Here is a 22,032-nt window from a genome sequence, read left to right on the forward strand (position 1 = left end):
AGCCTAATCTCGCTGCTTTATAAGTTGCTGGGTACCAATTAGGTGCCTTCGTGAAGGCTTGAGCCGTATGCAGTGAAAGTTGCACGTACGGTTCTTAGGAGGGCGACACTTGGTAACAGGTGTCGTCTATCCGACAGAAATACGTTAGTGCAAATGAACTAACGCATTTATTTAGGGTAAGAAAAAGTATCTTGAAGCCTTAACGCTAGTATCTATTGGAGGTTCTCTTTTATCCTATCAAACCAACCACAGACCTCTTCATAAGCTCCAAGTTGTCTGAGATCCTCGACTGTGACAAGCGGGGCTGCTTTTTCGGATAGAATCCTTTTTATCGATCCTGCGCCTTCACCAGCTATTTCATTATTGCCAGCAGCCTTTAGCTCCTTCAAAAATATCGATAAATCCTTTGGAATATTCTTATGTTTCCATTCATTTTCCCAACCATCAACTAAGTCAATGAAGTCATCGTCAATAGGGTAAACTTCTTTAAACAAGCGAGGGTGAATATAATTTTCTACCTCTAGCATATTGGTTAATGTAGCCCAAGAGCCTTCTCTCTGGTTAACTTGATCGACAGCAAGCTGGTACTTAGATACATCATTATCATATATATGAACTTCGGGCTTATTTAATTTAGCTAAGTAGTTGTTATTAACCCAATGCATTAAAGTGCCACCACCTAAGACTATCGTTAATATGCGGTCATCATTTTTCAAGTCTAGATCGAATAGTTTGCCTATATGACTAAAGAACTCAACATCAGTTGGCCCTTCCAGACAAAGGATCGTTTGCACACCTAAGTTATCTATTGAGAGCGATACGTCAGGTAACATACCTAACGTATTTGCAATAGCCTCCAAGTTTTCTTGACTCCCTTTACGAACAATAGTGGAGCCATCTACTCGATCAATAAATCGGATTTTATCTGTATTCACCAGCCCCGCCAGCGACGGGCTATGCGTAGTAATCAGCACTTGAGTATTAGAGTTTTCCGATAGCTCTACAAGAGCATTAAAAAGCTCAACCTGCCATGTTGGGTGCTGTGATGTTTCGGGTTCTTCAATTGCGTAGATAACGTTACGCTCTTCTGAGTTCTTACGCTCAGCTTCCGCACGGAAGTAGTTAAGCAAAATTAACCGCCTTACACCACTCCCTCTTTTATTGATCGGAATACCATCGTCACAGTTGAATGAGAACGAAAATAATGATTCCCAAGGCTTGTGAGTCATCTCAGGAGAAAGAACATCGGCAATCTCTGGACTCATTTCCTTGAGCTTTGCTAATGTATTTTGTCCTAATTGTTCAGCTTTGATTCTAATTTGCTCTTTTACATCCTCAAGCTCAGCCTCTAATTGACTAATGGCTGTTTTTGTAATGGCTTTAAGAGGGTCTTGAACTTCTTTATCTGAGTCTTTGTTTGCACGGTCAGATTGAAAAATAAAGAACAGCGGCAAGTCTAACTTTAATGACTCCCAAATTTTCTTCCCATCCTCTTTATCAATTGGGATTTCTATAACAGAAAAATCATTCAGATTTTCAACACCGTATATTGCTTGACGGATGGAAGAGCTTTTATGCTTCTTAACTTCGTTGACATCAAGCCGGTCTTTATAGTCATCTAGAAGTTTCTTTAAATCTGCAATTTTCTGGGTTATCAGAGGTGAGTCAAATGCAGTTGGGTAGTTGGCAACTAGATACGTTTTTAGGGATGATGACGATAGTTTATCTTTTGAACAATCCCAAATTTTCTTTATAGATAGGTTGTTGTCACTATCTAGAAGATACTCCTTTTTCAGGTCTGTTGGTACGGTATCTATTGTGTATTCCTTATCTTCAGGCTTGAAGGAGACTTGAATTGACATGAAGTCTTGACCAGCCGCATGAACGTTGTGGTCGTTAATATCTATTTTCACCGTATCATTATTGAAAAATATCTCTAATGCTTCGAGAATCGTAGATTTACCAATGTCATTTTTACCAATTATCACATTAAAATTTTCATCAAAATCGACAGATACATCCCTGTAACCACGAAAATTTTTCAACGTCAATTTTGTTATCTTCATCCCGTACTCCTTAAGCCAATGAGAAAAGAAAGGTGAGAGAAATCCTCATAACACTATGACAAAACGCTCAACCAACCTTTAAAGTGTAGTGATTTAGAGTGTTAATCAACTAAACACATAATGAGGTATTAGATAAATTAGGTCAACGAACAGATAATTCGATCTTAGAGACCAATTACTCTAACGCAGAAAGGGGCATTTTTGAGTTAAGAGACAGCACAAAAAAGGCAGGTTTTTGATTAATCCAAACTGAGCTTTGTATTACCTCCAGTACTTGATATTTTAATTATGATTCATCTGTAGCTTTGAGGTAAATATACAGGTACCACGCCTTATCAGAAAACCCCAAATATCGATATTTCCCTCCACCCTAAAACCCTTACCAGACAAGACTTTCTATTCCAATCTTGTCAGAAACCATTCCAGTTTTGGAACAGAAAGAACACAATTTTAGTTGTTCATAAAATAAATAATCCCCCTTATGACAATAGTCATAATTCTGTCATTTAATTGATCAATAATTGGCGCTAATTTAATCAACTAACGTAATGAAGAAGTAATGAACAGTGCTTTGGTGCAACTTTCGTTTGCACTCCCCTCTAGTGATGATCCCTTATGTGCGGCACTTGAGCATACGATGGAATACGAACAACTGCATTTTGTTGCTAACGAGCAAAAGCAGGTTTTGTTTTATTGTGTGCTACCCGAAGATGCGCATGAGGGCGATGTGATCTCTATTAGTGCGACCTATCCTAATGCGCGTGAATCAGCGTATTTTACTGCGCGCACACTGACGCAACATGACCTAGATCAGCAGCTTATTATGCTTACGTTAGAAAACGTGACACAAAGTGGTGAATTTGTATTGCAGCTAATGCTTCATGGTAAGCATGCAACATTGAAAGACAGCGCGCAATTCGACGTGGGTATCGCTGCCAGCGCATCGCCACAATTAGCGCCGAAAAACCACGCTAAAAATCAGGGTTTTCGGCACTATATCAGTAATCTTGGGGCAAGTTTCTTAGCGTTTTTCTAATCGCAAAAGCTTATTTTACCCATGGTAATATCGGGGATCCCTTGCTCGGTATTACCAAAACGCTGTTGCCCCCCCGACAAACACTCATTTGCCAGAATCGCGAACAATACCGCCTCTTTCGCATCTGGGTTAATGCCTAAGCTATCGGTGTTTTTAATAGCTGAAAGCTGCGGGCAATTCGCTAAGATCATTTTCATTAGCAGCGGGTTATGCACTCCACCGCCACTGGCATACACTGCAATATCGGTCAGTTTTTCACTGCATTGATTGATTGCTTTAGCAATCATTAAAGCCGAAAACGTGACTAAAGTGGCCATGACGTCGTAATGAGACAGATCGCTCGTGTTAGAACGCGCTTGAGCCGACACTAAATACTCTAGGTTAAATACTTCTGGCCCTGTTGTCTTTGGAAAATCTAAACTAAAGAATGCATCACTGCATAACGCCGCTAACAAAGCGTCGTTTGCGGTGCCTTTACTGGCGATTAATGCATCTTTATCATACTGAAGCGGAGCAAAATGTCGCTGTACATACGCGTCCATAATGGTATTGCCTGGGCCAATGTCTGAACTAAAAACAGCTCGCGCATCGGCAGATTTTGGTAAATAGGTAAGATTAGCAATCCCCCCCATATTTAACAAAATACGGTTTTCTTGATGACTTGTGAAATACAAATAATCACCGTATACCGCCAAAGGAGCACCTTCTCCACCCGCAGCAATATGCTTTTGTCTAAAGTCGCCAATAGTGGTGATCCCTGCGGTAACCGCGAGATGATCACTGTCGCCAATTTGTAACGTTGCATTACCGTATTCAGGGCGTTTGTGCTGAGTTTTAGGGCAATGATAAATAGTTTGTCCATGACTTGCTATTACATCAATATGCTCTTTATCTATACCCCAGCTCGCTAAAGTATGTGCAACCATCTCGCCATGAAGCTGACCTATCCATGGGTTAAGTAAGGTTACTTCTTCAAGGTCGCATTCTCGCTTTGCAAACACGCGCTTAACGCGTGATTTATAATTATCGTCGTAATCAACGGTAGTAAACTTAATAACATCAACATGGGTATTCATGCCTTGCCCAGAGACCTCACACAGCGCAATATCAAGGCCATCTAATGAGGTGCCACTCATCAGACCAATAATTAATTTTTTTTCTTTTTTTGCACTTAAATACAGTTTTTCAATATGTTGATGCATAAATAAATCACTTAAAATCAGCTTGTTATATAGTAATAAGCCGTTTGATGGATTGGAATAGTTTATATTTTAAAACAATACATTTAAAGAATAATTATTGCAAAGATTTTTAATTTGCTTTAAAACTGTACGGGTGAGCTCCCCAAAAGGAGAACACAACAGCCATCATAACAAAAAGTATGACGCATTAAATTAACTAAATGGTCTTGGTCGCATACCAACCAGCGTTGATTTAAATGATAAAACGCTAGGGAATCAACATGAAAGCAAAGACAACTCACACAAAACGTTCGCTACTGCTGCTCTCACCACTTGCTATTGCTGTAAGCTCGGTTATGGGGGTGGCGCACGCTGCAGATACCGAACAAGCCAAAAAGCCTGAAGTAATCACTGTAACAGGCTCACGTATTCAACGAACCGAATTAGTTTCAAGCAGCCCTGTTGTCAGTGTTGATGAAGCACAAATTCACCTAGACCGTGCGGTAAACGTTGAAGATATTACGGCTAAACTGCCACAAGCGGCAGCAGGTGCAAATAGCACAGGCGCAACCGTTGGCGACTCGTTTGGCTCATCGACGATTGATTTACGTGGCCTAGGTCAAAACAGAACACTTGTGCTTATTGATGGTACACGCGCTGTACCTTTTAGTTTTCGAAACTCAGTTGACGTAAATACGATTCCGGCAGGTTTAATTAAGCGTGTTGACGTGCTTACCGGCGGTGCTGCTGCGGTATACGGTGCTGATGCCGTTGCAGGGGTTGTAAACTTTGTATTAGATGATGATTTTACCGGTGCTGAATTCTCGACGAGTTATGAAAGTGCAGATGGCGGGAATGAAAAACTTAATTTTGAAGCAATTTTCGGGGGTGATATCGCCGAGGGTCGCGGCCACGTTACCGGATATTTAGGCTACACCGAACGTAAAGAACTTTTAGCAGGCGAGCGAAGCTACGCCCTTGATAACTCAACACCGCTGATTAATAGTGGTGGTTACTATACCGATGTTGCATCAGGCAATAGCCTTGCTATTACAGATGCTGGAAGTGTTTCAAATGAGCGTCAAACGACTGATTTTACAGCCGATCGTTACTTAACCCAACCAATGGATCGCTTTTCAACTGGCTTGTTATTCGATGTTGATGTAAGCAACAGCGCCGTTGCATATGGGCGTGCCATGTATTCGAAAGTGACTGTAAAGGGAGCGGGTGCCAGTGGTCAAACACCTATTTTTGTGAACGAGCAAGTCACTCTTACCAGTAATAACCCGTATATTCCTAGCGAGTTACGTGACCAACTAACGTTTGATAGCGAAGGTAATGCACGTGTAAATGTAGAGCGAAACCTTGGTTTAGGTGTGCAACATACAGAAGCCGTTCGCGATTCAATGCAATTTCAATTAGGTTTAAAAGGCGATTTAACCGATTACTTACGCTACGATGTGTATGGTCAATACGGTAAAACCGACGAAGTAGCAACCATTTATAACAATGCCTATCGCAATGACAACAGTGGCAACAGCCGCTTTGCAGCGCTAGCTAACTCAGTGGACATTTTTGATCCCAACCTCGACTTAACTGATTTCAGCGACCCACTAATTTATACCACTCGCGACCGTACACAAAGTGTGATTTCAGCAACTTTATCGGGTGATTCAGGGTTCTTGTTTGAGCTTCCTGCTGGCCCTGTCGACTTTGCCGTTGGTTACGAATACCGTAAAGAAACCGGTAAACAAACACCGGGCGATGCGTTTAGAAATGGCACCAGCTTTGCGTCAATTAGTGCATTTGATATGGACGCAAGCTTCAGCTCAGAAGAGTTTTATGCTGAGGTATTAGTGCCTATTTTAATTGATCAGCCCTTTGCCGAAGAGCTTAGCTTTGAAGGTGCTTATCGCATTTCTGACTACTCAAACACTGAAGCAGAAGATACCTATAAACTGGGTATAAACTGGGCAATTAACAGCGATATTCGTATTCGTGCAAACCGCTTAACGGCGTTTAGAGCACCTAACTTAGGTGAATTTGCCAGCCCTATTACGGCACTTTCGCTGTCGTTATTTGATCAAAACAGTGATCAATTTGTCCCTCGACTAGCGGGCCGTTATAACGGCGATCCTTGTTTGCTAGGTACGGGCGATGCAAGCCAATGTGCTGCATTTGGTGCGCCGCCAGTTGGCACTGAGTTTGACTCAAGCACAGCAAAATACACGTACGGCGGAAACCCAAATATTAAACCAGAGCAAGCTGAATCTGATACTTTGGGCATTGTTTACACCCCTAGCTATTTAGAAGGCTTTGATTTATCGTTAGATTATTACAGCATTCGCGTAACGGATGCGGTAAGTCAAATTCAACCAGGTGCGGCACTGCAAAGCTGTTACATTGACGATCCTAACCCGAATAACCCATTGTGTGGTGCTGTACTTCGCGATCCGAATACTGGGTTTATTAGCACAGCTATTGTTAACGACTTTAACTTAGCAGCAATTGAGCAAGCAGGTATTGATGTTGCGGCTAACTACGTTATTGATGCCCCAGCTCAAATGGGCGGTCGCTTTAGATTCTCGTACCAAGGTAACTTTGTTACTAAACAAACTCGCCAAAATAACAGCACCGTGGCAGAAGTAGACTGTAAAGGCACCTATGGCAGTGCGTGTTCTGGTGACTTTGCGAGTATTTTACAAGCAGACTATAAACACCGTGCAAGCATTGATTGGCAATTAGATAACATGAATTTCCAACTTGGCTGGCGCAGAATCGGGGAAGTAGAGTATGCTGTAGACCGTTCAGAAACAATCTCAGCACAAAATTATCTTGATTTCGCAGCAGCATGGCAAGTAAATGAGGAACTTGCTGTTAATTTTGGTGTCGATAACTTATTAGACCGTGAACCACCGACACCTGAAATCGGTGCAAACCACTTTAATACCGTAAGTGATTATAGTGTGATTGGCCGCTCTGTCGGTGTTTCACTGAGATACGCTCCGAGTTTTTAATTAGTCCTACTGTTTTAGCTACACAGGATTAATCCCCTCAAGCGCACCCTGCCCGGTGCGCTTTTTTATTGCCTCAAGATAGACCACTTAATTAAGCGAATTAGTATAATATTTAATTTTAACGCCTTAATAATTAGGTCAAAGTACCTAAATAAAAACTGATAAACAGGGAATGTATACATGCCATTTAATGAACAAGAACGCGCGGCTTTATTAGCGCTTAAAGGGGTCGGCCCCACAGTGGTAAAACGCTTTGAAGAAATTGGCATTGACTCATTTGAGCAGTTAGCAGGGTTCGATGCAAACACAATTGCTGAGCGAGTTGCCTCAATGCTGCATTCAAGCTGTTGGAAAAATAGCCCGCAAGCAAAAGCGGCGATTAACGCCGCTATCACTCGCGCTAAGCAAGGCTAATTTAAAGTTTAATGACCTCTATCGCACCGCGCTTTTGCATAGTAACAAAGAGAGTATCCTGCTCGTCGTTAAAGGTTAGGTTTGTGGGATGCTGGCCTTTAAGCGTGTAGGTTTTTAAAACCTTACCTTCAGGTGAAACCTCCAGCACTTTACCCGCTCCGTAACGGGTAATAAAAATATGCCCTTGGTTATTCACGCGCATGCCATCTAGGCCATGATCATCAAAGCGTATCAACACGCGTTTATTACTAATATTCAGTGCATCGTCAAGGTCATACTGCCATACAACGCGTTGCACACTTTCATTTACATACAGCTTGCTGTTGTCGTTATTCACGGCAACCCCGTTAGTGGTTCCCATGTTTTTTTCGAGAAGGTGTGTGCTACCGTCTGCGTTTATACGCCACAGCTGTCCGGTGCTTTTTGCCCAATTAGGATCGCTGGCAAAAAAGCTTCCTCCTTGCGTAATCGCAATATCATTAGGTTGATTCATTTCACTGTTGTGGGCAAATACTTCGACTTGTTGGCTGTTCGCAGGCACTTTTAAAATACGGTGATTAACGTAATCGGCAATATAAAGGTTACCATGTTGATCAAATTGCAAACCATTACCAACGCTGTCATTTGGTAAGCGCACAAATAATGACGACTTGCCCATGTTATCGACTCGGCCTATCGTTCCTTGCTCTGCATAGTTAACGGCATACAAGGTGCCGTTGAACATGGTAGGTCCTTCAATGCCTTGCGTAAACACATTGTCTTTTACAAAGTCTTGGCTATCAACGGCCATAACGGTTTGTGAGCTAAAAAGCGCAACGACAGCTGCTAAAGTGCGAAATTTCATGATCATCCTTTTATTTATCTAGGCTGGTATAGACAGCTAAAATTGGGTACTCATTTTCACCAAACGAAAGTGTAAGGGAGCGTTTTTCTCCATCATCAAGCTTAATGCCTTCATCGAAAGTGAGTGGGTTTAATCGGCTGCCATCTGCAAACAACGCCATAATATGGTCGGCTTGTAAAATACGAGAGCCAGATGCTTTGTTTTCGATAGTAACCACGGCGAGACGTCGGCCACTTTCGCTACTCATCATCACGCTATGCAAAATACTAAATTGGCTTTGTTTGGGATAACGTTTGGCGTCGTTTTCAAATGCAAACGCACCGCCCGAAAGCGAGACAGGGTCAACCGATAATACCTCATCATTCGCGTTAGCCTGAGCGCTAAACGCGCCAGTTAAAAGCGCCGTCGTTAACAATAAAATACGTTTCATATCAATCCTTTTGACTTATCTGTTGCATTTGAGCATACACCTTTCTATGCCCTCTGCAAAATCGATTATTGCGTGACTGAAATTGTGTTTATTTTCACAGTGACAATTTAATCATTGAATTTTATGAATGCGCCCGCACTTCATCTATATGCACCACTTCATAAACCTAGTAATAGGAACAAAGTATGTCTGATATTCAAAATCGTCAATATATTCTTGAGTCTCGCCCAAATGGCGTCGCAAATGAAAGCAATATCGTATTAAAAACACACTCAATACCCGCACCAAAAAACGGTGAGGTACTGCTCAGAACTATTTATTTATCACTCGACCCCTATATGCGTGGGCGAATGAGCGATGCAGAGTCATATGCTGACCCTGTCGAAATTGGTGATGTGATGGTGGGCGCAACCGTATGCCAAGTTGAGCAATCAAACCACCCTGACTACCAAGAAGGTGAATGGGTGTTGGCCTACACGGGCTGGCAAGAATACGCAATCAGCGACACAAAAGGCTTAATGAAGCTGGGTAAGAACCCTGAAAACCCTTCTTATGCGTTAGGTATTATGGGTATGCCTGGGTTTACGGCGTACATGGGGCTTTTAGATATTGGTGAACCAAAACCAGGCGAAACGGTCGTTGTTGCTGCGGCCACAGGACCTGTCGGTGCAACGGTAGGGCAAATAGCTAAATTAAAAGGCTGTAAGGTCGTTGGCGTAGCTGGCGGTAAAGAAAAATGCCAACATGCTGTTGAAAACCTTGGGTTCGATGCTTGTATTGACCACAAAGCGGATGATTTTGCAGAACAGTTAAGCGCAGCCTGTAATAAAGGCATTGATGTCTATTATGAAAATGTCGGTGGTCATGTACTCGACGCCGTATTACCACTGTTAAATACCAAAGCGCGCATTCCATTATGTGGTTTAGTATCACAGTACAATGCAACCGAGCTGCCACCGGGCCCAGACCGCTTGTCTATGCTTATGGGCTTAATTTTAAAGAAACGTATTAAAGTGCAAGGTTTCATAATTTTTGATGACTACGCTCATCGTTATGAGGAGTTCGCAAAAGACATGCAAGCATGGCTAAGCGAAGGAAAAATCAAATATAAAGAGCACCTTGAAGCTAATTTCGAAAATACACTTAACGCCTTTAATGCTATGTTGAATGGTGAGAATTTTGGCAAAACTGTCGTGCAAGTTCAGCAGCCAATATAAATTTTTTAGGCGTAGCAACCCATGCTGCGCCACTATTAAGGATAACGAATGATTAAGTTACACCATTTAAATAAATCACGTTCTAAACGTATTATTTGGTTACTGGAAGAGCTTGGTGTCGATTACGACATTGTTGCCTATCAACGCAATAAAGAAACGTTTTTAGCACCTGATGAACTAAAACAAATTCATCCGCTGGGTAAATCGCCCGTTATTGAAGATAACGGTAAAGTAATTACCGAGTCTGGTGCAATTACTGATTATCTAATTAGCCAGTACGGGCAAGGCAAGTTTATGCCAAGTCAGCAAAGCGACAGCTATGTTGATTACCAGCAATGGCTGCATTTTGCTGAAAGCTCTGCCATGGTGCCTCTTCTACTAAAACTCTTTATTACTAAAGATGGCTGTCAAACTAACTTTATTGCCGACTATGCCGACCATGAAATTGCTAAAATACTGAGCTATGTTAATCAGCAATTACAAGGTAAGCAGTACTTAGTCGACGACACATTGACAGGCGCTGATTTCATGATGTCTTTTGTTGTAGAGCAGGTTGCTCAGGCGGGTAAGCTGTCGCACTTCCCTGAAATCGAACGCTACTTTGAGCAGCTAAAAACTCACGAAAGCTATCACACAGCTAATGAGCTAGAAGCAAAATACGATTAGCGTAAAAAGTAAGGGCACTGTTTGGTGCCTTTACTCCCTCTATATTATTACGATGGAGGGCATAGCCGCGGTTTTACTGGGCATTTTTAAAATAGTAAATAAGTAATGTTTGTACCTATTCACGAATTATCTAACGATTTAAACATCGCCATATTAGTACCAAACCTAACGGCCTCAGAGCATGCAACATTGCTTTGCCCACACACATTTCAGGCAACAGATTTTGCTCAATTCGATGCCGTATTTGTTGGCGGGCTTGATTGCTCTAACACAAAAGAGCTTACTGATTTTTGTGCATCGTATGGCACACCACTCATTAAAATAACCCACCCAAGCAACGACACAAGCGTGATACAAAATGTCATTTTAAATATTGTTGCCAAGCTTTACAGTCATGAAATGCCGAGCAATATAGACCTTGCAGATATCATAAACCTTAATAATGAAGCAGACACATTATGTTGCTTTGATTCCTTTCAAGCAGCGGTGACATTTTTAAACACCGTAAATAACGCTATCATTAGCAATGGCCTGTACTTAGCATCGACTCACCTTGATTTAGAAACTTTCACGAAACACTCACAACAACTTTCTGCCTATATCGCTGATAGCGGCTATTTATGTACCAGTTTATTTAGTTCACGTAATGCAAAGTCGTCTGTGTTGATTGGGCTCAAGGTAAAGTAAGCATGGCCATGTCCATCGCCAAAAATAATCAGTAAAGAAGAGGCAAGCGTCGCTAATATCCTTACGTCACGCAGACTCTGTTGCGGCCAGACTTTTTAGCTTGATACATCGCGTGATCTGCTCTTTCAATTGCCTGCTCAATATCATCGTTAGCACTGACAGAGGCAATACCAAACGAGCCTGTCACATTTATAGGCGTGTTGGTCCCAATATTAATGTTTAACTCTTCGACACTCGCTCTTAAACGCTCAGAAAATGACTTGGCCCCTTCAAGCTCGGTCTCTGGCAGACACACTAAAAATTCCTCCCCCCCATAACGATACAGTTGATCGTACTCTCGTAAATGCGATTGAATACATTTTACTAAGGCAACCAATACCTTATCGCCAGCTGCGTGACCATGCTCATCATTTACGCGTTTAAAATGATCAAGATCTATCATGATAATTGCACATTCAAGCGAGTGACGTTTACAGCGTTCGTGCTCTTTGCGCAGGAGACTCAGTAAGTTGGTGCGATCAGTTGCCCCAGTAAGTGGATCACGGGTATGCAAAACGTCGGAAAACTCATCGCTCACCGCTTCAAATAAATCTCTGAGCGTGTCTAAATCAGCATGAAATTGATCGAGTAAGCTCACTGGAATAGCCGATTTAGCTTCATTTAACGACAAAAGCACTTTAGCACCTTGATGCATTTTTTGATGCGCAGTGCCCATCTCAGAAAAATGAGGATGCAACTTTTTAGTGTCGGTTGGTAACTTATTAAACCACTGACCAAACTCGCAAAAAGTATGCGCATTGTCGCTAAGGTCATTTTTATTAGCAGGGACATTTGAGATTAGGCTGCGTAGTAACTGCTTATACCAAGATTGGTGCCATTCAATTGCTTGATCAATTTCTGCAATAATACGCTCTAGCTGCTTATTGGACAGCGTATTAAGCCCTTTGCTGCCCTTTGAATTAGACGTCAATCAAATACCCCAATTTATTGTTTTTAATATTAAAAGAGTAGTCAATAAATGGGGTATGCCTAACGAAAAAGACATAAAACTTAATCAACTAGCCGATAACCCACGGCGGGCTCGGTAAGTATGTGTTTAGGGTTTGCTGCATTATCTTCGAGTTTTTGTCTTAACTGGCCTATGTGAACACGCACGTATTCAGGGCGATTTATATATTGCTCCCCCCATACTTGAGATAAAATAGCGTTATGCGTTAATACTTTATCTTTTTGTTGAAAGAGTAACAGTAAAATAGCGTATTCTTTTTTAGTTAACTTGATGCTCTGCCCGTCTTTTTTAACAACATGTTTGTGGGGATCAATATGAATATCACCACATTGCAATGTCATATTTGGCGAAGATTGGGCGCGTAATAAAACCCGTATTCTGGCAAGAAGTTCGTTGGCACTAAAGGGCTTCGTTATGTAATCGTTTGCGCCATTATCCAGTGCGGTTACTTTTTCTGTTTCGCCATCACGCGCAGATAAAACCAATACTGGTAATAAACTCCATTGCCTAAACTCAAGCAGCCAATTTTGTCCATCCATATCGAGTAAGCCTAAATCAAGTAGCACTAAATCAAACTGTTGCTCACTTAACAGTACAAAGCCATCTAAGCCCTTTGCGCATAGGCTGACTTCATAGCCACTGGCTTTAAGCAGCGTTTTTAAAAAACTTTGCAGTGGAGGTGAGTCTTCTAACACTAAAATGTTAGCCATGCTGTTTACTCCAAATCAACTGGGCTTTCGCCTGCCCTGTTTGCTCATTAAGGGTTAACTCAAATTGACCTTGATGACACTTAGCAACTACATCGCAGATAATACTGCCAAGACCAACGCCTTCGTCTTGACTGGTTTCATTATTGCGATTAATCGAGTTTATTAGCACGAGTTGATACTCATTATCTCGTTCAATAAATTGCATATCCGCCGTTCCGTCACCATAACGCGCTGCGTTCTCGAGCATATTAGCACAGGCAATTTCTAGCAGCGTTTCATCACCATAACAGGCACTATTTTGTGCAGCATTAATGGTTAATTTAAAGTCGCTTAATTGCTGTTGCCTGCGCGCTTTTGCTTCGCTAATGAGGGTCGAAACGTTGAGTTTTTGCCATGTAATATTCTCACCTAACTTATTGACTTTGCTTAGTTCCATTACCTTATCAAAATGCTGATTAAGTATTTTACTTTGCTCAAAAATATTACTGGCTTGTTCTTTAACCACGTCACGACTTAATTCAATCTCTTCATCAGCCAGCATACTTGATGCCCCCATAATGGTTGCCAAAGGAGTTCGCAAGTCATGCGATAAACTGCGCAGCAAGGTATTCTTTGACCGTTCAAGTTCCGCTTGTACTGCAATGGCCGCAGACTGTTGACGCAATAACGTTTTTTCGTGAACTTGATACAATAAAGAGCACGCCGTATCTGCCAGCGCTTGTTGCTCACTCGTCAAGGGTTTTGCAAACGCGATCCCCCCTAATTCAGGCTGCTGCTCATTTAAATACATAACATTGTTTGTCTGCGTCACTTGCCAATCACATTTAACCTTTAAATGTGCCGTCATCGCGGCTATAAATAATTGCTTTTGCTCATCTAAACTGTCGAGTTCATTTAATTTTTTCGCAAGCTCATAGAGCAGTCGGCTATTGCTGGCGTGTTCTTGCACATCGCGCACTTTAGTATTGAGCTCACCGGCTAAATGGCTTATCACTAGGCCAACAATAAGCATCACCACAAATGTCACCACATATTCAATGTTTTCAATATGAAAGGTAAAGTACGGCACCACATAAAACCAGTCGGTGCAGGCTACACTCAATAGGGTTGTCAGCGCTGCAACACGGCGATTACTTCGAACAGCCACCCACGTCACCCACAACAGCTGTAACATCACAATATCGGTGGTTGTAAACAGCTCACGAAACGGAAAAATAGCAAGCACCACCACAAGTGGCATCAATACACTTAAAAATATGGCCTTAAATAACGGGGGTTTGAATACTGACTGCATCATCTGTTTATGCTCATCTAACGAATTGTCATTAGATTAAAGTGTTTTTATTTTTGTCACTATAAAGTTTTTATAAAGTTTTTTATCTCGGCATAAAATCTTTATAAAGCTTCTGCCATTTCTAAAGACTTCTGTTTTTTTGCTATTAGCATTAAGTGCGAACCCACAATAGCGAGAAAAACAATGGCTCAGTTTGCAGTAATCGGATTAGGACGTTTTGGCGTAACCGCCTGTTTAGAACTTTCAAAACAAGGGCACACAGTGTGTGCCGCAGATATTAGCGAAAGCACAGTTAACCACTATGCCGACCAGCTCAGTTTTACCGTGGTAGTCGACGCCAGTGATGAAACACAATTAGCGCGGCTCGATTTACCCAGTTGCCAAGCCGTATTAGTCGCCATTGGCGAAAACATTGAAGCCAGTATTTTATGTGTATTGCACTTAAAAAACTTAGGCGTAAAACAAATTTGGGTAAAAGCCTGCACCAAAAGCCACCATCAAATCCTGAGTAAACTGGGTGTTGAACGCATCATTCACCCTGAAGAAGAAATGGGCGTGAGAGTTGCACAAGCGCTTAACTATCCAATGGTTAATCAATATTTTCCGCTTAACCAGTCCACTTTTATTGTTGAACTGGGCATTGATCTACAGCTTTCTGGTCGCAAAATTGGCTGGCTGCTAAAAGAGCGTAATAGCGATATTAAACCACTCACACTACGCCGTGATGATTATTTCAATACTGAGCTGACTAATGACACCGAACTGCGCCACGGCGATAGTCTGGTGCTACTTGGCTCTAAAACTTATTTAACTAAACTAGCAAAACGGTTTCGTGCATTATGATTAACTGGCAAGCCAACGTTTATCCCAAACAATTTAGCGGTGTGAAGTGTCGCAAGCGGCAAAAAGTTAATCCGCCATTAGTACTCACAATCGGCTTTATTGTGCTAATCATATTGGGTACGAGTTTACTCATGCTACCTGTAGCCAGCACCCAACCGATTAGCTGGCTGGAAGCACTTTTTACAGCAACCTCTGCGGTTACAGTAACAGGGCTAGTAGTGATAGATACGGGTACTGCACTGACAGTATTTGGTCAAAGCGTGGTGATGCTACTGATTCAAATTGGTGGCATTGGCTTTATGACAGTGGCTGTGATTTCAATATTAAGTTTAGGAAAAACCCTAGGTTTACAACAGCGCTTACTCGCCAGTTCTGCTTTTGACACTAACGATTTAACCTCGGTGATCAAGGTCGCTAAATACGTCTTAGTGTATTCATTAATTATTGAATCCGTGGCGTTTTGCTTATTATTTATCAGTTGGTTTGATGATTATGGCTTAGTGAAAAGTGCTTACCACAGTTTGTTTTATACGATTTCTGCGTTTAATAATGCTGGCTTTGCTTTAAGTGGCGATAGCTTATCTGCGTTCAAAGGTGATGTGACGGTAAACGCTGTGATCACAGGCTTATTTATCATCGGCGGCTTAGGCTTTACGGTACTAATTGATATTTACAAACAAAAACGTTGGTCATCACTATCAACCAATACACGCCTAGTATTAATTGCGACTTTAGTGATCAACAGCACCGCATTTTTGCTCATTTTTTTATTTGAACACGCAAACCCTGCTACATTGGCACCACTCACAACCTCAGAGCAAATACTAACCGCATGGTTTCAAGCGGTGACACCTCGTACTGCAGGATTTAATACTTTACCGATTGATGGCTTGAGTCAAGATTCAACACTACTAACCATGTTGCTTATGGTGATTGGCGGTGGTTCAGTCAGTACGGCTAGTGGTATAAAACTAGGAACCTTTGTGATCCTAATTTTAGCGATGCGCAGTTATTTAAAACAGCAAACAACAGTCACCGTGTTTAACCGTCAGTTGAGCGACAAGTTAGTGATCAAGGCATTAAGCGTCATGATACTGTACTTATTTATCGCCTTTACCAGCATTATGATTATTGCAAAGCTTGAACAAGGTTCATTACTCGATATCACCTTTGAGGCGATTTCAGCACTCAGTACTGTTGGCCTTTCGCGGGGTATTACGGGTGATTTAAGCGCACCTAGTCAGCTCATCATCATACTACTGATGTTGATAGGTCGGGTTGGCCCACTCACCTTTGCATATTGTTTTGCTCGCCAGCACAGCCAACCTTTGACCTACCCTACTACCAGTATTCAAATTGGCTAAATAATCTGTAAAAAAAGGCAACCAAGAAAGGGTTGCCTTTGGGCTTTATTTGAAATTTTTAAGTAGAAATTAACTTAAATTCTTCATCTTCAAAATTAGTAGCAAAACTGTATATACTTTTCCTATCTTCAAAGAGAGTGAATTTTGTATTAAGCATTTCCATTTCGTTAATAACTTCATCGTATGCTTTTAAAAACTCTGGTTTTTTGCTTTTGGGTTTCTCAAGCGTGAATAGCATGTTTTGTGCTTCAATCGCTCCAGCCTGAATTAATCGTCTAACGCGATTTATCCATTGTTCACCATGTTCTATTAATGCTAATGGTTTTGTTTGATTAAAAGATAATGGCTTTATTGCTTTAGTAATTTGACTTCCTTTTGTTACAAAAGGAATATCAATTTGAACACCCAAACCAGCAGGCAATTTCTGCTGAGTATAATGCACACCTCTGATATTATCTTTTAAATCTTGTCTTAGAGCCTTAACCATTTGCTGTTCGCGGTACTCTTTAGTCACAAAGTTTCTAGCTATATACTTGTTATATAGCTGTTCAAGTGCGATTTGAGGAGCTTCGTGCAGTACAGCTCTTGTCTCACTAAAACTAACAATCCCTTCCCTGAACCGAGTAACTTCTTCGAGCAACTTAACTTGTTTTGCGCCATAAAACCTAGAGCCTAAGCTTTTCACTCTTGTTAATTCTTTTTCAAAAGTTACTAAAGCACTTTTATAAAGTTCACCGTTTAAATCGTCAAAAAACTCCGTAACTCGACCAAAGCTTTTAGGTGCTAATTTGTAGTCAACAAAACCTGTTTTTGGAGAGAATAATAATATTCCAACATTGGCAAATTCTTGTGTTTCACTGAAAGGCATAAAACGTATGATTGAGTATTTGCATAAATTTTTCATCTTATATCCTCCCAAAATTTTGCTAATTTAAATTGTTTTAATATTACGATTATTTCACTCTTAATGCTATCTAAATCATAATATTCAAGCCATTCTTCAGGTAAAGAGCTTATTGCAGCATCAATATTTTTTAATGAAGCTTCCATCTTATCTTCGTACTCAACCCGACTCCAAAGTGGTAACTGGGGATCATTCCAAGCTGACCTGCCTAAGTGTAATTCTTTATGCTTCTCTAAAGAAAAATTAGGTTCAAAAGACAAATTATGATCGAGCACATAAACTTCTTTCTTTAAGGGCTCATAGAACAGATTTGGATTACCTCCAAGGCTTGTTAGATTCCTATCATCATTTTTTATCCAATAATCAAAAATATAGAGGTCTCTTAAAAGTTCATTTGATAAAAATTCCAACTCAGCAAATGTAACATCTTGAATATTAGGTATGAATCTAGAACCAAAGCACATACCAGGACCAAGATCATCATATCCGTATTCAACTAGTGCATCATCTACATATATGAGATCATAATCAGGGTTAGGTAGACCAAAACTTCTACATAAATGCGCAGCAATCCACTCTTTAACCAACCCTTTAGCCGTAGCGCGAGCACCTTTTACAATATATTGCTCATCATTATCAGTCCTACACAAAAATGGGGTCGTCTGGCCTTGTTTAAATTGTCTGACAATTTCCGTAACAGCTAACATTTATATCCTTAAAAACTCAAAGCCCTATATAGAAAGTATAATTTTATTTCACGAATAAACTTTATACAGGTTTTTACATATTTCAAACTATAAATATTTGTTAAACAATAATCTATCCACTACAACTGCTGTAGCACTGCTTTAATATCGCTATAACGCTGGTGTTCGCAAAGGCCAAAACCTGAGAGCTGCCTAACTTTATTGCGGGTAAACAGTGGCACACTCATTCCCGCTAAAAAACGGCATTGAGTATCAATACTGATTTCAGTTACCCCTTTAGTGGCTAAGTGCTCTTTTAGCTGTGTAACTTTAGCTGCAATAACCGCAGTGTCTGGCATGGTGTGCTCAAGTGAATAACTAAGTTTTACAGACTGGCCTCGACACACAGAACAATGGCCACACCCTTTTGGGGCATTATGATCATCAAAATAACGTGCAAGGTTATAACTCAAACAGCTATTAAGCTCAAAAAAGCGCACCAATGCAGCAATGCGTTTTATTTCTGCCTGCTCTTTTTCAATAAAGTACTGATGTAATTGCGACGCTAAATTGTCTGCATTAATGACTTCGTTATTCACCTCATACACTTGTGTAATGCGTTTAGTTTCAAGGGCTATGTGACCTTTTTCGGCCAAATAATCGAGCGCAGCAACCACCCGTTTTCTATCGACTTGCGTGGCATGTGTTAAGGCGTCAAAGTTGAGAGTGCCCCAAATTTTCTTAAACTCAGTATGATTAAATACCTGCTGTAAAAATGCTTGGCGCTGCTCATCAAATTGCTGAAGAAGTGTGTCTTTGCCTGTTAAAAACTTATATTTAAAGTCAGCATAATAGGCATACAACGGCGTGATAGCGCCATGAATTTCAAGCTGTACTAATAACGTTTTTAAGGCTAGTGCACGAATATTACTGTCACTCGACAAGCTGTATTCTTGCATTTCCCACTGACCATTCGTTTGCTCCGTGCGAATATTGTTGATCACATATTCAATACCAGTTTGCTCGGGGGTATCGGCATAAACAAAGTTTTCAACCGTGTTCAGGCCATCTAGATTTGCCAAGGTATAACAATTTGATTGCTTAGAATCTCGCCCTGCGCGGCCTATTTCTTGGCTGTAGTTTTCAATTGATTTAGGTAAATCATAATGAATAACAAAGCGAATATCCGACTTATCAATGCCCATACCAAACGCAATGGTGGCAACCACAATATTAATGTTACCCGCCATAAAGTCATCTTGAATTTGCCAGCGCTTATCATCGTCAAGACCCGCATGATACGCCACTGCATTAAGTCCTGTCTGCGCTAACGCTGCGGCCACTTGCTCGGCAGTGTGTTGCAGCGTCACATACACGATGCCAGCGCCCTGCTGCTCAGCAATAACGCGTGTTAAGTGCGATTGTTTATCTTGGCTCGCCACACTTAACACCGATAAATCAAGGTTCGCACGATAAAACCCTGTTTGCACAACGCATTCAGGTGCAATGGCAAACCGCTCACACATGTCACGTTTTACTTTTTTGGTTGCCGTTGCAGTTAATAGCAACACCAGAGGAATATTAAGCTCATCGCGATAACGCGGCAGTTTTAAATAGTCGGGTCTAAAGTTATGCCCCCATTCAGAAATACAGTGCGCCTCATCAACCACCAGCATTGAAATCGGCACTTGCTTGATGAACTCGCGAAAGCGTTCGTTCTTAAAACGCTCCACCGACACCATTAAAATTTTAACCTTCCCGGTTCGCACATCACTCATCACGGTATGACTTTGTTCGCTCGTTTGACTCGAATCTAAGCTGGCCGCATATATACCTTTGCTATTCAAAAAGCTGATTTGATCTTTCATCAGCGCTAACAAGGGTGAAACCACCAAGGTCAAATTAGGCAAATGCAATGCAGTTAATTGATAACACAACGACTTGCCCGACCCCGTCGGAAAGATAGCCAATGATGATTGTTGATTTAACAGTTGTTCAATCGTTTGTTGCTGACCCTGGCGAAATTCAGTAAAGCCAAAGTATTGATTTAGCGAAGTGTGGAGTGCTGTAGTCATCCTGATCCCTTGTTTCATTTCCCTGTATTAGGTAATGATAGGTGCCTTAGTGCGAATTAGCCATGTTAACGTGTTTAGGCTCATCACCCAAGGCCATTAATATCACTAAACACACTATATTGTTCGTAAGCTTTGCTGACAAAGCCAGTAAAAAGGCGCACAATAGACCCGTTGCCATGGGGTATTGAAGAATGGATTTGCAATACCTAAGCGCTTTTAAATCGAGAGTGTTTAGGTATTATACTTTTGAGGGCAACGTAATGACTAACCAACCTCCTAAAATCGTGATAGTCGGTGGTGGCGCAGGCGGCTTAGAGCTTGCAACACAATTAGGACATAAACTCGGGAAAAAACGCCAAGCAGATATTTTATTAATCGATAAAAACCGTAGCCATATTTGGAAACCGTTACTTCATGAAGTAGCGACGGGGTCGATTGATGCCGATTTAGACGGCGTTGTGTACTCTGCTCATGCAGCAAAACACCATTATAATTTTCAACTCGGCAGTTTTTGCCACTTAGATTCAACCAACAAAACCATTACCTTAAGCGAGTTAAAAGACGAACTTGGCCATCGCATTTTGCCACAGCGACATGTCAGCTATGACTACTTAGTGCTCGCCATCGGCAGTGTGAGTAACGACTTTAATACCCCCGGCGTAAAAGATCATTGCTTTTACCTTGATTCAAACCAACAGGCCGAGCGTTTTCAACATGCATTACTCGATAACTTTACTCGCTTGCACCAAGATGACGACCCACAGCAGGCTCTAACAATTGCCATTGTTGGCGGTGGAGCGACGGGCGTTGAGCTTTCGGCTGAGCTGTATCATGTATCCGACATGCTAAAAATGTATGGCCTAGATAAAATGACAGCCAAGCGCCTACACATTGATTTAATCGAAGCAGGTCCTCGTATTTTGCCTGCCTTGCCTGAACGCATAGCCAACTCGGCAAAACGAGAACTGGTAAAATTAGGGGTCACGGTGCGCGAAAGCACGCAAGTAAAAGAAGCCACAGAAAACAGCTTTATCACTAACAATGACGCCATTATAAAGGCCGATATCATGGTATGGGCAGCAGGTGTAAAAGCCCCCGATTTTATCAAAGATATTGGTATTTTTGAGCTTACACGTAACAACCAAATTAAGGTAAATCAATACCTACAAAGCAGTGTTGATGAGACTATTTTTGTGATTGGTGATTGCTGCGCGTTTACTCAAGACGATGGCTCGCAGGTTCCACCACGCGCACAATCAGCGCATCAAATGGCACAATGCGTAGAAAAAAACCTACTAGCCACACTCAAAAACAACCCGTTAAGCGTGTTTACCTATAGTGATCATGGCTCTTTGGTGAATTTGTCACGTTACAGCACCGTGGGCAGCTTAATGGGTAACTTAACCAGTAATAGCTTTTTTATTGAAGGGAAAATAGCGCGGTTTATGTATATTTCTCTTTATCGTATGCACCAGCGCGCCATTCATGGCAGTGCCAAAACCTTTGCATTGTGGATCAGCGAAAAAGTACTCCGCGTGGTAAGACCCAAAATGAAACTGCATTAACAAACAGCGCGACTCACCCTAAGC

General features: G+C 41.4%; 19 protein-coding genes. 9 read left to right on the forward strand and 10 right to left on the reverse strand.

Annotation, left to right across the window (positions count from 1 at the left end):
- Positions 1-212: 212 nt before the first annotated feature.
- On the reverse strand, positions 213-2,066 hold the full coding sequence (locus JIG41_RS04900; protein ID WP_199524332.1) for an ATP-binding protein: 1,854 nt from the start codon (positions 2,064-2,066) through the stop codon (positions 213-215).
- A gap of 559 nt (positions 2,067-2,625) precedes the next feature.
- Between JIG41_RS04900 and JIG41_RS04905 the strand changes: the two genes are divergently transcribed.
- Positions 2,626-3,102 carry a hypothetical protein gene (locus tag JIG41_RS04905; RefSeq protein WP_118845047.1) on the forward strand — a complete coding sequence of 159 codons (477 nt, stop codon included), beginning with the start codon at positions 2,626-2,628 and terminating at the stop codon, positions 3,100-3,102.
- On the opposite strand, the gene JIG41_RS04910 is transcribed toward JIG41_RS04905, so the two are convergent.
- Positions 3,099-4,304, reverse strand: coding sequence for an anhydro-N-acetylmuramic acid kinase (locus tag JIG41_RS04910; RefSeq protein WP_118845045.1), 1,206 nt, complete (start codon positions 4,302-4,304; stop codon positions 3,099-3,101). The two genes, JIG41_RS04905 and JIG41_RS04910, sit on opposite strands and share 4 nt — an antisense overlap.
- Positions 4,305-4,564: 260 nt before the next feature.
- Here JIG41_RS04910 and JIG41_RS04915 point away from each other — a divergent pair, with 260 nt between their 5' ends.
- Both JIG41_RS04915 and JIG41_RS04920 read left to right on the forward strand, forming a co-directional pair.
- Positions 4,565-7,300, forward strand: coding sequence for a TonB-dependent receptor domain-containing protein (locus tag JIG41_RS04915; protein ID WP_199524333.1), 2,736 nt, complete (start codon positions 4,565-4,567; stop codon positions 7,298-7,300).
- Between the two features lie 180 nt (positions 7,301-7,480).
- A complete protein-coding gene (locus JIG41_RS04920; RefSeq protein ID WP_036972450.1) occupies positions 7,481-7,714 on the forward strand; it encodes a hypothetical protein in 234 nt (77 codons plus the stop codon).
- A gap of 1 nt (position 7,715) precedes the next feature.
- Here the strand turns inward: JIG41_RS04920 and JIG41_RS04925 are convergent, their stop codons facing one another.
- A complete protein-coding gene (locus JIG41_RS04925) occupies positions 7,716-8,558 on the reverse strand; it encodes an SMP-30/gluconolactonase/LRE family protein (RefSeq protein ID WP_065978547.1) in 843 nt (280 codons plus the stop codon).
- Between the two features lie 10 nt (positions 8,559-8,568).
- Positions 8,569-8,988: a hypothetical protein gene (locus JIG41_RS04930; protein ID WP_065978548.1), complete on the reverse strand. Its 420-nt coding sequence runs from the start codon at positions 8,986-8,988 to the stop codon at positions 8,569-8,571.
- Between the two features lie 185 nt (positions 8,989-9,173).
- Here JIG41_RS04930 and JIG41_RS04935 point away from each other — a divergent pair, with 185 nt between their 5' ends.
- The 3 genes from JIG41_RS04935 (at position 9,174) to JIG41_RS04945 (ending at position 11,558) form a co-directional block, all read left to right on the forward strand.
- The gene (locus JIG41_RS04935) at positions 9,174-10,205 is read left to right on the forward strand and encodes an NADP-dependent oxidoreductase (protein WP_036972454.1); all 1,032 of its coding nucleotides are present in this window, start codon (positions 9,174-9,176) and stop codon (positions 10,203-10,205) included.
- 48 nt (positions 10,206-10,253) lie between these two features.
- Positions 10,254-10,871, forward strand: a complete 618-nt coding sequence (locus JIG41_RS04940; protein WP_036972455.1) for a glutathione S-transferase family protein — start codon at positions 10,254-10,256, stop codon at positions 10,869-10,871.
- 105 nt (positions 10,872-10,976) lie between these two features.
- Complete coding sequence (locus JIG41_RS04945; RefSeq protein ID WP_199524334.1) at positions 10,977-11,558, forward strand: hypothetical protein; 582 nt, start codon at positions 10,977-10,979, stop codon at positions 11,556-11,558.
- 61 nt (positions 11,559-11,619) lie between these two features.
- On the opposite strand, the gene JIG41_RS04950 is transcribed toward JIG41_RS04945, so the two are convergent.
- From JIG41_RS04950 to JIG41_RS04960, 3 genes are all read right to left on the reverse strand, one after another.
- The gene (locus JIG41_RS04950; protein ID WP_199524335.1) at positions 11,620-12,528 is read right to left on the reverse strand and encodes a diguanylate cyclase; all 909 of its coding nucleotides are present in this window, start codon (positions 12,526-12,528) and stop codon (positions 11,620-11,622) included.
- Positions 12,529-12,608: 80 nt separating this feature from the next.
- Positions 12,609-13,277 carry a response regulator gene (locus tag JIG41_RS04955; RefSeq protein WP_199524336.1) on the reverse strand — a complete coding sequence of 223 codons (669 nt, stop codon included), beginning with the start codon at positions 13,275-13,277 and terminating at the stop codon, positions 12,609-12,611.
- The gene (locus JIG41_RS04960) at positions 13,270-14,574 is read right to left on the reverse strand and encodes a DUF4118 domain-containing protein (RefSeq protein ID WP_199524337.1); all 1,305 of its coding nucleotides are present in this window, start codon (positions 14,572-14,574) and stop codon (positions 13,270-13,272) included. The genes JIG41_RS04955 and JIG41_RS04960 overlap by 8 nt, the downstream gene beginning before the upstream one ends.
- Before the next feature lie 180 nt (positions 14,575-14,754).
- Between JIG41_RS04960 and JIG41_RS04965 the strand changes: the two genes are divergently transcribed.
- Entirely contained in the window at positions 14,755-15,414 is a 660-nt protein-coding gene (locus JIG41_RS04965; RefSeq protein WP_130151919.1) for a TrkA family potassium uptake protein, read from the forward strand.
- Complete coding sequence (locus JIG41_RS04970; protein ID WP_199524338.1) at positions 15,411-16,778, forward strand: TrkH family potassium uptake protein; 1,368 nt, start codon at positions 15,411-15,413, stop codon at positions 16,776-16,778. The genes JIG41_RS04965 and JIG41_RS04970 overlap by 4 nt, the downstream gene beginning before the upstream one ends.
- Positions 16,779-16,836: 58 nt before the next feature.
- On the opposite strand, the gene JIG41_RS04975 is transcribed toward JIG41_RS04970, so the two are convergent.
- The 3 genes from JIG41_RS04975 to JIG41_RS04985 all read right to left on the reverse strand — a co-directional run bounded on the left by JIG41_RS04975 (position 16,837) and on the right by JIG41_RS04985 (position 20,443).
- Positions 16,837-17,682, reverse strand: a complete 846-nt coding sequence (locus JIG41_RS04975; protein ID WP_065979279.1) for a DUF3037 domain-containing protein — start codon at positions 17,680-17,682, stop codon at positions 16,837-16,839.
- Positions 17,679-18,389, reverse strand: a complete 711-nt coding sequence (locus JIG41_RS04980) for a HipA family kinase (protein WP_199524339.1) — start codon at positions 18,387-18,389, stop codon at positions 17,679-17,681. The genes JIG41_RS04975 and JIG41_RS04980 overlap by 4 nt, the downstream gene beginning before the upstream one ends.
- Positions 18,390-18,508: 119 nt before the next feature.
- Positions 18,509-20,443 (reverse strand): ATP-dependent DNA helicase RecQ, encoded by a 1,935-nt coding sequence (locus JIG41_RS04985; RefSeq protein WP_199524340.1) that lies wholly within the window; start codon positions 20,441-20,443, stop codon positions 18,509-18,511.
- A 260-nt stretch (positions 20,444-20,703) separates the two neighbouring features.
- Here JIG41_RS04985 and JIG41_RS04990 point away from each other — a divergent pair, with 260 nt between their 5' ends.
- The gene (locus JIG41_RS04990) at positions 20,704-22,008 is read left to right on the forward strand and encodes an NAD(P)/FAD-dependent oxidoreductase (RefSeq protein ID WP_036972471.1); all 1,305 of its coding nucleotides are present in this window, start codon (positions 20,704-20,706) and stop codon (positions 22,006-22,008) included.
- The last annotated feature ends 24 nt before the right edge of the window (positions 22,009-22,032 follow it).

Source organism: Pseudoalteromonas sp. bablab_jr011 (genome assembly GCF_016464045.1).
In the GTDB taxonomy this organism is placed as follows: Bacteria; Pseudomonadota; Gammaproteobacteria; order Enterobacterales; family Alteromonadaceae; genus Pseudoalteromonas; species Pseudoalteromonas lipolytica.

What these genes read in the sequence shown, in the direction of transcription:
- JIG41_RS04900 (WP_199524332.1), bottom strand. Translation starts at nt 2,066, where the DNA reads ATGAAGATAACAAAATTGACGTTGAAAAATTTTCGTGGTTACAGGGAT.
- JIG41_RS04905 (WP_118845047.1), top strand. Translation starts at nt 2,626, where the DNA reads ATGAACAGTGCTTTGGTGCAACTTTCGTTTGCACTCCCCTCTAGTGAT.
- JIG41_RS04910 (WP_118845045.1), bottom strand. Translation starts at nt 4,304, where the DNA reads ATGCATCAACATATTGAAAAACTGTATTTAAGTGCAAAAAAAGAAAAA.
- JIG41_RS04915 (WP_199524333.1), top strand. Translation starts at nt 4,565, where the DNA reads ATGAAAGCAAAGACAACTCACACAAAACGTTCGCTACTGCTGCTCTCA.
- JIG41_RS04920 (WP_036972450.1), top strand. Translation starts at nt 7,481, where the DNA reads ATGCCATTTAATGAACAAGAACGCGCGGCTTTATTAGCGCTTAAAGGG.
- JIG41_RS04925 (WP_065978547.1), bottom strand. Translation starts at nt 8,558, where the DNA reads ATGAAATTTCGCACTTTAGCAGCTGTCGTTGCGCTTTTTAGCTCACAA.
- JIG41_RS04930 (WP_065978548.1), bottom strand. Translation starts at nt 8,988, where the DNA reads ATGAAACGTATTTTATTGTTAACGACGGCGCTTTTAACTGGCGCGTTT.
- JIG41_RS04935 (WP_036972454.1), top strand. Translation starts at nt 9,174, where the DNA reads ATGTCTGATATTCAAAATCGTCAATATATTCTTGAGTCTCGCCCAAAT.
- JIG41_RS04940 (WP_036972455.1), top strand. Translation starts at nt 10,254, where the DNA reads ATGATTAAGTTACACCATTTAAATAAATCACGTTCTAAACGTATTATT.
- JIG41_RS04945 (WP_199524334.1), top strand. Translation starts at nt 10,977, where the DNA reads ATGTTTGTACCTATTCACGAATTATCTAACGATTTAAACATCGCCATA.
- JIG41_RS04955 (WP_199524336.1), bottom strand. Translation starts at nt 13,277, where the DNA reads ATGGCTAACATTTTAGTGTTAGAAGACTCACCTCCACTGCAAAGTTTT.
- JIG41_RS04960 (WP_199524337.1), bottom strand. Translation starts at nt 14,574, where the DNA reads ATGATGCAGTCAGTATTCAAACCCCCGTTATTTAAGGCCATATTTTTA.
- JIG41_RS04965 (WP_130151919.1), top strand. Translation starts at nt 14,755, where the DNA reads ATGGCTCAGTTTGCAGTAATCGGATTAGGACGTTTTGGCGTAACCGCC.
- JIG41_RS04970 (WP_199524338.1), top strand. Translation starts at nt 15,411, where the DNA reads ATGATTAACTGGCAAGCCAACGTTTATCCCAAACAATTTAGCGGTGTG.
- JIG41_RS04975 (WP_065979279.1), bottom strand. Translation starts at nt 17,682, where the DNA reads ATGAAAAATTTATGCAAATACTCAATCATACGTTTTATGCCTTTCAGT.
- JIG41_RS04980 (WP_199524339.1), bottom strand. Translation starts at nt 18,389, where the DNA reads ATGTTAGCTGTTACGGAAATTGTCAGACAATTTAAACAAGGCCAGACG.
- JIG41_RS04985 (WP_199524340.1), bottom strand. Translation starts at nt 20,443, where the DNA reads ATGACTACAGCACTCCACACTTCGCTAAATCAATACTTTGGCTTTACT.
- JIG41_RS04990 (WP_036972471.1), top strand. Translation starts at nt 20,704, where the DNA reads ATGACTAACCAACCTCCTAAAATCGTGATAGTCGGTGGTGGCGCAGGC.